General features: G+C 50.1%; 12 protein-coding genes, 2 tRNA genes, 1 rRNA gene and 1 riboswitch. Of the genes, 2 read left to right on the forward strand and 13 right to left on the reverse strand.

What is annotated here, in order from left to right; translation table 11 throughout:
• Nucleotides 1-226 precede the first annotated feature (226 nt).
• On the reverse strand, nucleotides 227-1,423 hold the full coding sequence (locus QL223_RS21760; RefSeq protein ID WP_165017403.1) for a multidrug effflux MFS transporter: 1,197 nt from the start codon (nucleotides 1,421-1,423) through the stop codon (nucleotides 227-229).
• Nucleotides 1,424-1,523: 100 nt separating this feature from the next.
• On the opposite strand from QL223_RS21760, the gene QL223_RS21765 reads away from it, so the two are divergent.
• Both QL223_RS21765 and QL223_RS21770 read left to right on the forward strand, forming a co-directional pair.
• Nucleotides 1,524-2,495 carry a LysR substrate-binding domain-containing protein gene (locus QL223_RS21765; protein ID WP_281545952.1) on the forward strand — a complete coding sequence of 324 codons (972 nt, stop codon included), beginning with the start codon at nucleotides 1,524-1,526 and terminating at the stop codon, nucleotides 2,493-2,495.
• A gap of 48 nt (nucleotides 2,496-2,543) precedes the next feature.
• Nucleotides 2,544-4,331 carry an aminopeptidase P family protein gene (locus tag QL223_RS21770; RefSeq protein WP_281545953.1) on the forward strand — a complete coding sequence of 596 codons (1,788 nt, stop codon included), beginning with the start codon at nucleotides 2,544-2,546 and terminating at the stop codon, nucleotides 4,329-4,331.
• A gap of 33 nt (nucleotides 4,332-4,364) precedes the next feature.
• On the opposite strand, the gene QL223_RS21775 is transcribed toward QL223_RS21770, so the two are convergent.
• The 12 genes from QL223_RS21775 to rrf form a co-directional block, all read right to left on the reverse strand.
• Nucleotides 4,365-4,733, reverse strand: coding sequence for a hypothetical protein (locus QL223_RS21775; protein WP_239644008.1), 369 nt, complete (start codon nucleotides 4,731-4,733; stop codon nucleotides 4,365-4,367).
• A gap of 131 nt (nucleotides 4,734-4,864) precedes the next feature.
• Entirely contained in the window at nucleotides 4,865-5,977 is a 1,113-nt protein-coding gene (gene thiH, locus QL223_RS21780) for a 2-iminoacetate synthase ThiH (protein WP_281545954.1), read from the reverse strand.
• 11 nt (nucleotides 5,978-5,988) lie between these two features.
• Entirely contained in the window at nucleotides 5,989-6,759 is a 771-nt protein-coding gene (locus QL223_RS21785; RefSeq protein WP_281545962.1) for a thiazole synthase, read from the reverse strand.
• 2 nt (nucleotides 6,760-6,761) lie between these two features.
• On the reverse strand, nucleotides 6,762-6,962 hold the full coding sequence (gene thiS, locus QL223_RS21790) for a sulfur carrier protein ThiS (protein WP_281545955.1): 201 nt from the start codon (nucleotides 6,960-6,962) through the stop codon (nucleotides 6,762-6,764).
• On the reverse strand, nucleotides 6,946-7,758 hold the full coding sequence (locus QL223_RS21795; protein ID WP_281545956.1) for a HesA/MoeB/ThiF family protein: 813 nt from the start codon (nucleotides 7,756-7,758) through the stop codon (nucleotides 6,946-6,948). Before QL223_RS21795 ends, thiS begins: the two co-directional genes overlap by 17 nt.
• The gene (gene thiE / locus QL223_RS21800; RefSeq protein ID WP_281545957.1) at nucleotides 7,730-8,401 is read right to left on the reverse strand and encodes a thiamine phosphate synthase; all 672 of its coding nucleotides are present in this window, start codon (nucleotides 8,399-8,401) and stop codon (nucleotides 7,730-7,732) included. The genes QL223_RS21795 and thiE overlap by 29 nt, the downstream gene beginning before the upstream one ends.
• Nucleotides 8,402-8,409: 8 nt before the next feature.
• Nucleotides 8,410-10,323 carry a phosphomethylpyrimidine synthase ThiC gene (gene thiC, locus QL223_RS21805; RefSeq protein ID WP_281545958.1) on the reverse strand — a complete coding sequence of 638 codons (1,914 nt, stop codon included), beginning with the start codon at nucleotides 10,321-10,323 and terminating at the stop codon, nucleotides 8,410-8,412.
• A 98-nt stretch (nucleotides 10,324-10,421) separates the two neighbouring features.
• Nucleotides 10,422-10,520: riboswitch (TPP riboswitch) on the reverse strand.
• A gap of 49 nt (nucleotides 10,521-10,569) precedes the next feature.
• Nucleotides 10,570-10,953 (reverse strand): fluoride efflux transporter CrcB, encoded by a 384-nt coding sequence (gene crcB, locus QL223_RS21810; RefSeq protein WP_046305573.1) that lies wholly within the window; start codon nucleotides 10,951-10,953, stop codon nucleotides 10,570-10,572.
• 269 nt (nucleotides 10,954-11,222) lie between these two features.
• A tRNA-Trp gene (locus tag QL223_RS21815) sits at nucleotides 11,223-11,299 on the reverse strand.
• 86 nt (nucleotides 11,300-11,385) lie between these two features.
• Nucleotides 11,386-11,520, reverse strand: a complete 135-nt coding sequence (locus QL223_RS21820; RefSeq protein WP_281545959.1) for a hypothetical protein — start codon at nucleotides 11,518-11,520, stop codon at nucleotides 11,386-11,388.
• 511 nt (nucleotides 11,521-12,031) lie between these two features.
• Nucleotides 12,032-12,108, reverse strand: a tRNA-Asp gene (locus tag QL223_RS21825).
• 15 nt (nucleotides 12,109-12,123) lie between these two features.
• Nucleotides 12,124-12,239, reverse strand: a 5S ribosomal RNA gene (gene rrf, locus QL223_RS21830).
• Nucleotides 12,240-12,246: the final 7 nt, after the last annotated feature.

Consider the following 12,246-nt stretch of genomic DNA (forward strand, 5'->3'; position numbering starts at 1 on the left):
TTTAACTGCCTGTGTATGTATTTACGAAGGAGTGTGCGAACAGCCCTTGATTTGGCTGGCACCCCGAAATCGGGAAGATCTGAGAAATTCGCACACTAAATATACTTCCCAAGCCAAATAAGCAACAAAAAAATACCCGCTAATGAGCAATTAACGGGTAAATGATGGAATAACGGTTGTCGAGACCGTCGCGCTTTTCGCGTCTTATTAGTGAATTCGCTAAGTTTTACGCTTCTGCGGTATGCCAGCGTTTACCTTTCGACGACCACAGCAGCAAAAGGCCTGGTGCCAGCAGCAACATGTGAAAGACCAGAAGGTGTGGCTCAGAAAGACCTGCGCGTTGTGTCAGGCTGACCAGCACACCTGCGCCACTCATCTGGAAAAGACCCAGCAGAGCGGCTGCCGTACCCGCGCGCTGACCAAACGGCTCCAGCGCTTTACCCGCCGCTGAGCCCAGAATCCAGGCGAAACCAAATGATGACAGGAAGACAGGTACCATAAATGCCCAGGCAGCTTGTGTGGTGCTGAGTGCAGCCATCAGGCCACCTGCAAACACCAACAGTAACATGCCGGCATTCAGGGTTTTGCGACTGCCAAATTTATCCATGACTTTTGGCGCCGTCATGGATGCTGTGATGTTCAGCACCGCATTGACACCAAACCACAGGGTGAATTGCTCCATGGTAAGGCCAAGGCCATTAATCAGGCGAACCGGCGCTGAGGTGACATAAGCCAGGATCACCGACATCGCCAGCATACAAAGCACAGCGTGATACACAAACACTGGCTCTTTCAAAACCTGCCAGTAACGCGAAGGGCTCAGCAGTTTGCCGCTGCTGTCCGTGTCTGCCGGACGGGTTTCGCGGAACAGGGTCAATACCAGCACTAAGGCCACCAGTGCATACGCCATCATAAAGCTGAAGTTTGAACGCCAGCCAAACTGCGCCGTTAACCATGCGCCCAAAAGCGGTGCCAGAGCAGGAATGAAACAGATAGCGCCGTTAAGGTAGCTGATCATCTGGCCGCTTCGTTTACCGCCAAAGCTGTCACGCACGGCAGCGAATGCACATACAGAGGTTGCACAAGCGCCTGCACCTTGCATCAGACGGGCAAAAAGCAGCGCATCCAGCGAACTTGCAACCCAGGCAAAGCCCGAGCTCAAGCTATAAATCACGATACCGGCTATCGCGACTGGACGGCGGCCATAACGGTCTGCCAAAGGTCCTGCCAGAAGCTGGCCAAGACCCAGACTTACCATAAACCAGGAAATGGTGTCCTGAATTCGGGTAGAGGCCACATCAAACTCTGCCGCCATCAGTGGCATCGCAGGCAAGTAAATATCGATTGCCAGTGGGCTGAACAGCACCAGCAGGACCATGAGGGCCACAAGTCGGCTATCAGGCTTGGAAGAAGGGGTAGACATAAAGAACTCCTGATGATTTGAGGCGGAGTGTAGTGGGATTTTGATATGAACAAAAATGGTTTATATTCAGGTCAGACATTCCCATTAGGAATAACATCTAATGAACCTCAACCAACTGCTTCGTTTCGATCTCAGCCTGCTGATCTGTCTTCATGTATTACTGGAAGAAAGCAACGTCACCCGGGCTGCGCAGCGTCTTCATCTCAGTCAATCCGCGGTCAGTAAGAGCCTCGCCAAGCTTCGAGAGCAGTTTGATGACCCCTTGTTCAACCGCACTTCCCGTGGCCTTTACCCAACGCCGAAAGCCTTGTCCTTAAAACCAGGACTGAAAAGCCTGCTAGGGCACATTGAAGGGCTGACAGTCTCGGATGAATTCAACCCGGCAACCAGCGATCGCCGTTTTCACTTCTCACTGGTCGAAAGTGCCTATCCTCTGCTGCTTCCCCGATTTTTAGGTGAAATCCTCGACGCAGCTCCCTCAATCACGCTGGATACCCAAGCTTGGAGCGGGCAAACTTTCGACGCCATGGCACGTGGTGAGGTAGATTTTGGCATTACGGGAAAAGACCTTAACCCTGCTGACGCCATGCTGACGATGATGCCGCCGAAAGGCATCATCTATGAGGAGCTTTATCAGGATGAGCAACGGGTGATAGTGAGAAAAGATCACCCCGTGCTAAATGAAGCAAAATGGGATTTGGATACCTACCTGAAACAGCGACACGTTCAGGTTAGGTGTGATGGCAGCGATCGCTGGCTGCTTGACTATAAACTTGCAGAGCGGGGCATTGAGCGCGACATCGCAATGTATGTACCGGATTTCAACAGTGCTGCGAGCCTTTGCACCCATACCGACTTGGTGTTTACCGCGCCGGCGCATTTTGCAGCAGCCGTCGCTAAGCAACTCAATTTACACGTGTTGTCATTACCAACACCTTTACCGCCCATGGCATATACCCTGTTCTGGCATCAAAGTCAGCAATCCGATCCTGGCCATAGCTGGTTACGGCAGCTGATTATTTCACGTTGTCGACATATGACAGAAATTGCAGCGGCAGATGAAAACAGATAGCTTAGACAACCAAAGACCCCTATACGATCACCCAAATAAGGACGAAGAATGCACGCCATTATTGCGCAGCGCGTCGATGCATTGAGACGCTGGCTGGAAGAACAGGCACTGGACGCTCTGATCATTCCTCATGAAGACGAATTTCTCGGCGAATACATCCCCGAGCACAATGAACGCCTCCACTGGGCGACAGGTTTTACTGGCTCAGCGGGTGCGGCGGTTATCGCGCGAGACAAAGCCGCGATGTTTGTTGATGGCCGCTACACGGTACAGGTACGCAAGCAAGTGCCTGATGACATTTTCGAATACCGTCATCTGATTGAAGAGCCTGCCCTGCAATGGCTGCAAGACAACCTGCCTCAAGGCAGCAAAGTTGCCGTTGACCCACGCCTTCATAGCGCGAACTGGCTGGCATCTGCGAAGAAACAGGTCGAGGGTAAGCTGGATTTGGTGTGTGTAGATACCAACCCGGTCGATACTGCATGGCATGATCGCCCTGCCCCCCTGCTGACCGATGCAAGGCTGATGGGCACCAACATTGTGGGTCAAAACAGCGAAGATAAACGCCGTGAAATCGGTACTGCAATTGCTAAATCTGGTGCTGATGCAGCGCTTTTAAGTCAGCTCGACAGCATCTGTTGGCTTCTGAATATCCGTGGTGGTGATGTATCACGTCTGCCCGTGGTGCTGGCCAGCGCTATCGTCAATGCCAAAGGCGAAGTCACTCTGTTTATCGACCCTGCGCGCCTGCCTGAAGGTTTCTCTGCACATGTGAGCGAAGGCGTATCGGTTCAAGCTCCAGAAGCACTGGAATCGGCTCTGGCTGCACTATCCGGCCAATCTGTGTTGGTCGACCCGCAAACCAGCAATGCCTGGGCAAGTCAGGTACTGAATCAAAACGGTGCTATTATCGTTCACGCTGCCGACCCATGCATGCTGCCAAAAGCGGCCAAAAACGCAGTAGAAGTCGCAGGTATGAAAGCAAGCCATGTCCGCGATGGCGTGGCAGTCAGCCGCTTCCTTGCCTGGCTGGATAAAGAAGTCGCCGCGGGCAATCTGCCAAACGAAGCTGAACTTTCTGACAAGCTCTACAGCTTCCGCGAACTAGATAAAACCCTGGCAGATTTGAGCTTCGATACTATCTCAGCAGCAGGTGGCAATGCAGCTATGTGCCATTACAACCACCTGAACCAACCTGAGCCGGGCGAGCTTGAGCTGAACAATGTCTATCTGGTGGACTCAGGCGGTCAGTATCCGGATGGTACGACCGATATCACCCGCACTGTTGCGATTGGTGAGTGCTCCGACGAAGTAAAGCAGGCTTTTACACTGGTACTAAAAGGCCACATTTCTCTGGCAACTGCACGTTTTCCGAAGGGTACCGCTGGTAGCCAACTGGATGCGCTGGCGCGTCAGCACCTGTGGGCTAACGGCTTCGACTACGACCATGGCACTGGCCACGGCGTAGGTCACTTCCTAAGCGTCCATGAAGGCCCTCAACGCATTGCCAAAGCGCCGAATACCGTTGCGCTGTTGCCAGGTATGGTGTTGTCAAATGAGCCAGGCTATTACCGCGCTGATGCCTTTGGTATCCGCATCGAAAATCTAGAGTTGGTGGTAGAAGTGCCAACCCAGGGCGACATGACTGTGCTTGGTTTTGAGTCATTAACCCGTGCACCAATCGATCGCCGCTTAGTGGATGTATCACTGCTGACTGACAGCGAGATTGCCTGGTGGAACGATTACCACCAGAAAGTGTGGCAGGATGTTAGCCCATCAATGGAAGGGGAAGACTTGGCGTGGCTTAAGCAGGCAACTGCTCCAATTTCAAATTAGTAAAGTTTAAAAGGGCTCTTTCGAGCCCTTTCTTTACAAGTTTGTAGGAGGGCCTTCAGCACATCTATCAGCGTTATAAAATTCATAGCTTCCGCCTCGACCTTTTGCCCAAACATTCACTATAAAGCCGCGATCAATATACCACTCCAGCCACTCACATGCAGTTTCGTAACCATATTGTCGCATACCAATTTTATCCCACTTGTAGCCACTCTGAATTTGATGGCTCACGACAATAAATCCATCATCATCCACAGTTACTGCATCGTACTTGGACAAGGAGCGTTTCGCTGACTTAATATCAAACTCGCTCGCTGAAGGTTTGTAAGGGCTTGACTCAATTGTCGATGTGCACGAAGCGACAATAAAGGCAAAGGACATAGATAGAACTACTTTTTTCATTATTATCTTCCTTGATAACCAACTGAAAATCTTTACCAGTCTAGCGCGGTGAAACCCCTTAGCCACATAAAAGTCAAGATTTTTACAAACCATCTTATATTTGAGTCAAGACTATTAAGGACACTATCGTCTCATCCAGAGTATCCCTGCTCCCAATCCTTCCAAACCACTTCAAAGCCCGCTGCTTTTACTGCATTAGCTACAGCACTCGCGCTACGTTCGTCCGAAACCGAAAACTGCTCCAGTTCAGGCTCATCATCGGCGTAACCACCGGGCTGGGTTTTCGAGGCTGCTGACATCGAAGTGATCCCAAGTGGCAGCACTTTATCACGAAATTCAGGCGACTCTCGGGTCGATAGAGAAAGCTCCACTTCTGAGTTAAGCAACCTATAGGCACAGATAAGTTGAACCAGCTGCCTATCCGTCATCACCGACTTTGGCTGCACAGCACCTTCACAAGGACGGAGCCTTGGAAAGGAAATCGAGTAACGGCTTCGCCAGTAAGTGCGCTCCATGTACTCAAGGTGACTGGCGACAAAGAAGCAATCAGTTCGCCACTCATCCAGTCCAATCAAAGCACCAATGCCAATCTTGTCGATCCCTGCTTGGGCAAGCCTGTCAGGGGTATCAAGACGGAAAGCAAAATCCGTCTTGTTACCACGCAGATGATGTTCGGCATAGGTCGAGCGATTATAGGTTTCCTGATAGACCATCACTGCGTCTAGACCCAGACCTTTAAGCTCAGCATAGTCTTTCGTTTCCATGGGTTGTACCTCCATGGCGAGATAGCTGAAATGATGCTTAATAGCAGGCACTGAGGTTCGAAAATAGTCCATCCCCACTTTGGTTTGATGCTCACCCGTCACCAAAAGGATGCTGTCAAAGTTCATTGCTTTAATCGCTTCGCACTCTCGCTCAATGTCATCCAGCGACAAAGTGCGTCGCTTGATACGGTTTTCCATTGAAAAGCCGCAATAGGTACAAGCATTGGCGCAAAGGTTCGACAGATAAAGCGGCACGTAGAAATTGACCGTATAGCCGAATCGACGGCGTGTCAGTGCGGCAGCTTGCTGCGCCATCGCTTCAAGGAAGGGCTCCGCAGCGGGCGAGATCAACGCTTTGAAGTCCTCCAAATTCCGCTTTGGCTTGGCCAGTGCCCGCTGAACATCCGCTTCCGTTTTGCTGTAAATCGAGAGACGGATATCATCCCAATTGAGCGTCTGCCAATGATCAGAAAAAGCCATATCTCCTCCCGTCACGCCAGCTCATCAAGAAAAGCGGTGAGTGGACTGGAAGCGACAGCTTGTTTTACCTGACCTGCTAAGCCTGACTCATACGCCATACGTCCTGCTTCTACGGCTAACTTGAATGCCTTAGCCATTTCGACAGGGTCAGCTGCCGCAGCAATCGCTGTATTCACCAGTACAGCATCTGCACCTTTTTCCATCGCTTCAGCAGCATGGGAAGGGGCTCCAATACCCGCATCTACCACGACTGGCACTTTGGCCTGATCGATGATGATGTCGAGAAAATCCCTTGATGCCAGCCCCTTATTGCTGCCAATAGGCGCACCGAGCGGCATCACGGCCGCACAACCAGCTTCTTCCAGATGCTTACAAAGCACAGGATCGGCGTGGCAATATGGCAGCACCACAAAGCCTTCTTTGACCAGTGCTTCGGCCGCTTTCAAGGTTTCAATCGGGTCAGGCATCAGGTATTTAGGATCAGGATGAATTTCGAGCTTCAGCCAGTTCGTTCCCAGCGCCTCAAGGGCAAGTCTTGCCGCAAAAATGGCTTCTTTCGCGGTTTTTGCACCCGACGTGTTAGGCAACAGATTCACACCCGACGCAATCAGCGGCGCCAGAATGTCATCATCACGCTTTTGGATATCGACACGTTTTAGCGCCATGGTAACTAACTCGGAGCCACTTTCGGCGATACTCTCTGCCATCACCTGGGTACCAGAGAACTTTCCTGTACCGGTAAACAGGCGTGAGGAAAAAGTTTTATCAGCGATCTTTAACATCATTAACCTCCGGCAATGGCCTGAAACATAGCGATCTGAACACCCTCAGACAGTGGTGTAGATTGCCACTGGCTACGGGGGATAATTTCACCGTTCAGAGCGATCGCCACCGACTGTTCAGGCAGAGATAATTCACTCACCAATGCCAGCAAATCGCTGGCAGTTTTTGGCGAATAGGCTTCATCATTAAGCAAGATCTGCATGTGAGACCTCCTTATTTAGAAGTGCGCGAGGCTGACAAATGGCGCACTCAGGATCGCGAGCAATCAGCATCTTTTTGAGCGAAAATGACTGTCCATCAAACTGATAAAAGTTCGCAGGAAGAGACTCGCCTATCAGCAGCTTCAGCGCTTCTAAAGCCTGAAAGTTGCCAATACTGCCCACTACTGGCCCTACGACACCGGCACTCTGACAACTCCTCGAGTGAGGGTCCTGATGGGAGGGAAATATGCAGTGATAACAAGGCGAGGAAGAGGTCCTGAAATCGAAAGTCATCAGTTGACCTTGCCAACCAATGCCTGCACCGGCAATCAGCGGTTTGCCCAGTTTCACACAGGCGGCATTCACCGCCTGTCTGGTTGCCATGTTGTCGCTACAATCAAGCACGATATCGGCTAGGGAAGCTTCGAGCTCCAGCACCATTCCATCTAGCTGACGAGTGACGGGCCGACATTGGATGAGGCTGTTCAACGCATTGAGTTGTTCACTCAGCGCTTTCGCCTTACCTTTGCCTAAGTCCTTTTCACGATAAGCAATTTGCCTCGGCAAGTTTGAACGCTCCAGCACATCGCCATCAGCCAGCACTAACTGTCCGACTCCTGCCCCGGCCAAATACTGCGATGCCGCAGTTCCAAGACCACCACATCCCACTATCAGTACTTTGGCTTGGGAAAGTTTCAGTTGCGCCTCTTCGCCCCAGTTATCCAACATGATTTGGCGACTGTAACGGTCAAACTCACAGTCTGACAGACTAGCTTTGTTCGACGACGATACGCTCATTTCTCGCCTCCTCTGTCAGCACCTCAGCGAATGATTGAAGCGTTGCCGCCAAGTCACAGGACTGGGTGACCGCCCGCACAACAGCAATCGCATCCACGCCGCTTTGCCAGACTTCTCGGGCTTTAGCGAGATCGATTCCCCCAATAGCCACTGTCGGTACTTTCCCTGCTACTGTCGCTAAATGCTTCGACAACTGCGCCACGCCCTGGGGTGGAGTGGGCATCTGTTTGGTGGGCGTTGGGAAAATATGGCCGATAGCTAAATAGCTCAGGTTAAGAGACAAGGCTAAATCCAGTTCATCAGACGTTCGGGTGGACACTCCAAGGCGAATACCTGCACGGGCTATCGCATCAAGGTCCGCCGATTTCAAATCGTCCTGACCCAGATGGATCCCATATGCACCGGCATCGAGAGCCTTTTCCCAGTGATCGTTGATAAATACCTGAGCCTGACAAAGACGGCCGCAAGAAACAGCCTCTTTGATCATGGCATCAAGGTTAGGATGATTGGCATCTTTAATCCTAAGCTGAACTGTACGCACACCAAAAGCCAGCAAACGCTTCAACAGGGCAATATCATCAACCACCGGATAGAGAGGGCCTATGCCCCCCTCTATCCTTGGAAACACGGGAGAGGTGTTCATAGCACCTCCTACGCTTTCTGGTGGTAGAGTTCGCTGCCTTTAGCAAGAAATTCCGCCGATTTTTGCTTCATGCCTTCAAGCGGATCTTCCAACATTTTCACTTCGATGCCTTCGCCTAGATCAAGGCCTTTGGCATAATCACGAACTTCATGACTGATTTTCATTGAGCAGAATTTAGGGCCACACATAGAGCAGAAGTGCGCCACTTTGCCTGACTCCTGTGGGAGAGTTTCATCGTGATAAGCGCGCGCAGTATCTGGGTCGAGCGCCAGGTTGAACTGATCTTCCCAACGGAATTCGAAGCGCGCTTTAGACAACGCATTGTCACGTACTTGAGCCCCAGGGTGTCCTTTCGCCAAATCAGCCGCATGAGCACAGAGCTTGTAGGTAATCAGGCCGACTTTCACGTCATCTTTATTCGGAAGTCCTAAATGTTCTTTTGGTGTCACGTAGCAAAGCATGGCACAGCCAAACCAGCCAATCATCGCCGCACCAATACCGGAAGTGATGTGGTCATAGCCTGGAGCAACGTCTGTCGTCAAAGGTCCAAGCGTGTAGAAAGGCGCTTCGTGGCAATGCTCTAACTGCTCTTCCATGTTTTCTTTGATCATGTGCATTGGCACGTGGCCCGGGCCTTCAATCATCACCTGAACGTCGTACTCCCAAGCCACCTTGGTCAACTCACCAAGAGTGCGAAGTTCTGAGAACTGAGCTTCGTCGTTAGCATCGGCAATAGATCCCGGACGCAGACCATCACCCAACGACAATGCCACATCATACTTCGCACAGATTTCACAAATCTCGCGGAAGTGGGTGTAGAGGAAGCTTTCCTGATGATGCGCCAGACACCACTTGGCGATGATAGAGCCACCTCGGGAAACAATGCCAGTGACACGCTTAGCGGTCATTGGTACGAAGCGCAGCAGCACACCAGCGTGGATAGTGAAATAATCAACACCCTGCTCTGCCTGCTCAATAAGGGTGTCGCGCATCACTTCCCACGTCAGGTTTTCAGCGATACCGTTTACTTTCTCAAGAGCCTGATACATAGGAACAGTGCCAATTGGCACAGGGCTGTTTCTCAAAATCCACTCTCGGGTTTCATGGATGTTTCGACCCGTCGACAAATCCATGACGGTATCTGCACCCCAGCGGGTAGACCACACCAACTTCTCGGTTTCTTCTTCAATTGATGAGGTGACTGATGAGTTACCGATATTAGCGTTCACTTTCACCAGAAAATTACGGCCAATGATCATTGGCTCAGATTCAGGGTGGTTAATATTGGAAGGGATGATCGCGCGGCCTTCCGCCACTTCTTTGCGGACAAATTCCGGAGTAATTTCTTTTGGAAGATTAGCACCAAAGTTCTGACCCGGGTGCTGACGATTCAGTTGCTCATCTGCATATTGCTGGCGACCCATGTTTTCACGAATCGCGATGTATTCCATTTCAGGTGTAATGACGCCCTGACGTGCATAGTGTAGTTGGGTAACACACTGCCCATTTTTGGCTCGACGCACGGACGGCAGATTACCAAAGCGAAGCTCGTCCAGTGTGTCATCATCCAAACGTGTCTTGGCAAAGTCTGACGTCACTCCATCAAGAAGTTCAGTATCGCTGCGTTCTTCTATCCAGCGTTCACGCAGCTTTGGCAGACCCGCATAAATGTCAATTTCGTAGTCAGGATCGGTATACACTCCTGAGGTGTCGTAAACACGAACTGGCTCATTTTCTTCAAACTGGGGGTTATCTTTAGTGCCACCGATGAGGCTTGGTGCTAGGGATATTTCACGCATGCCCACCCGAATATCTGGACGGGAGCCTTCTACATGAACTTTAAGAGAGTTTGGAAAGGGTTGTACCGACAGATTGTCGATAAAGGCTTTTGCTTCATTTCTGGCTTGTTTACGGTTCGACATAGCATTACTCCAATATATTTTTGGGAATAAATGCTTGCCGGATTTGCTGAGCAAGAGGTGTGGCGAAATTTATAGATATGACTATCCCAGAACACCACAATTGTTGTTCTCTTGTTCCCTTCGCAGGTATTAGCCTGATCAGGTTCAACGGATCCTGCTTTCGCAGTCTCAGCCAAATGGCACTCCGACAAGTATCAGCGAACGAGTATAGGGAATGCTTTCCGTTATCTCAACCACTCAAAGTGATTAACCGCGCATTAACAACTGAAAGCCTGCCCAAGCAGCAAAGATACAGATAACAACATTAAGCACAACATTCAGGCCCATTTTGAACCACTCACCCTGTTGAAGAAGCAAAACGTTATCCATAGAAAACGTGGAAAAGGTAGTGAGCGCCCCAAGGAAGCCAAGTCCAATAAGATGGCGCCAAGGGCCTGGAGAAAAGACTTCTTGCTCCAAGGCGGCAACGAGTAGCCCCATGATAAATGAGCCCACGACATTAACCGTCAAAGTACCATAAGGAAAGCCGCGCCCTAGCATCACAGCGCATAGCTCGGAGATGAGGTAGCGAGAACAGGCACCAAATGCACCTCCAATCGCAATATAGAAGAGTAAAGCCGCTTGATTCATGGCGTTCAAACCCATGCTATCGAAAAACCAAGCTGACATGATACGCCTTAAAGAACCTATTCGCTAAGGCGATCTTTTAGCCAATTCAAATATTGAACTGAATGAGGGAACAGTAGATACGAAAAAGCCCCAGCATTTCTGCTGAGGCTTCGAATTTGGCGAGGGTGGTGGGATTCGATCGGACTGGCGCCCCAGCCCCCAACAATTGGCTCGCAGAGCCAAATACCATATATGAAAAAGCCCCAGCATCTCTGCTGAGGCTTTGAATTTGGCAGGGGTGGAGGGATTCGAACCCCCAACACGCGGATTTGGAATCCGCTGCTCTGCCAATTGGAGCTACACCCCTATACGCAAGCTATTTTAATGGTTATCAGTTAAATAGCCAGTGTTGATTGGGGAAAGCTAAACCAAGTGGACAGAATTCATACAAGGTTATGATTCTTCGGCAAGATTCTTTTGCTTGAACTTGTTAAATACCAACAAGGCAATCACCGCAGGCCCTGCAACCAAAGCTGCAATTGCACTACATAGCAATGTCATTTGAAGTAAAGCTGACAAATCATTCATCTGGTGATCCCTTTATCCCTGTTAGATAAGCTGATAATACCGCGATGGTATATAAAAAAAGTCTCAGTGATAAGAACCACTGGTAAGTATTCCATTCATTGCATAAATAAAAGTGAGAGAAATTAACAATGATCACTCTGTGTATGCTTTTTAATACATTAGATGTAGGCGTTGTATCCCTATAAATCAAATTATTAGCTTTTAACCACTCATTAATTGTGGACAGGTTTGTGTTTTGAGTTCCAGACAGGGAATGTGAAAAGCTCAAGGAAGATAAGCACCGAAAAAAGGCTCTTAGTGACTAGGTGCAAAAAGAAAACAAACACTCCGCTTAGTTAATTCTACGCTTGAAAGCTTAATTATCATGCTTATTTTGCGGTAATTTCAGTTGGTTATCGCGACGCTTTCAGAAATTGAAGAAGGCTAGTATCTCGCCCTAAAGTGCGAAGCACTTTTCAGGGTCGTAGATAGCAAAAAACCTCAGCATTTCTGCTGAGGTTTCTTTAAGAAGTGGCGGAGCGGACGGGACTCGAACCCGCGACCCCCGGCGTGACAGGCCGGTATTCTAACCAACTGAACTACCGCTCCACACTTAAATTGGAAGCCTGGCGATGTCCTACTCTCACATGGGGAGACCCCACACTACCATCGGCGCTGTTACGTTTCACTACTGAGTTCGGCATGGAGTCAGGTGGGTCCATAACGCTATGGTCGCCAAGCAAATTC

Source organism: Grimontia sp. SpTr1 (assembly GCF_947387585.1).
Taxonomy (GTDB): domain Bacteria; phylum Pseudomonadota; class Gammaproteobacteria; order Enterobacterales; family Vibrionaceae; genus Enterovibrio; species Enterovibrio indicus.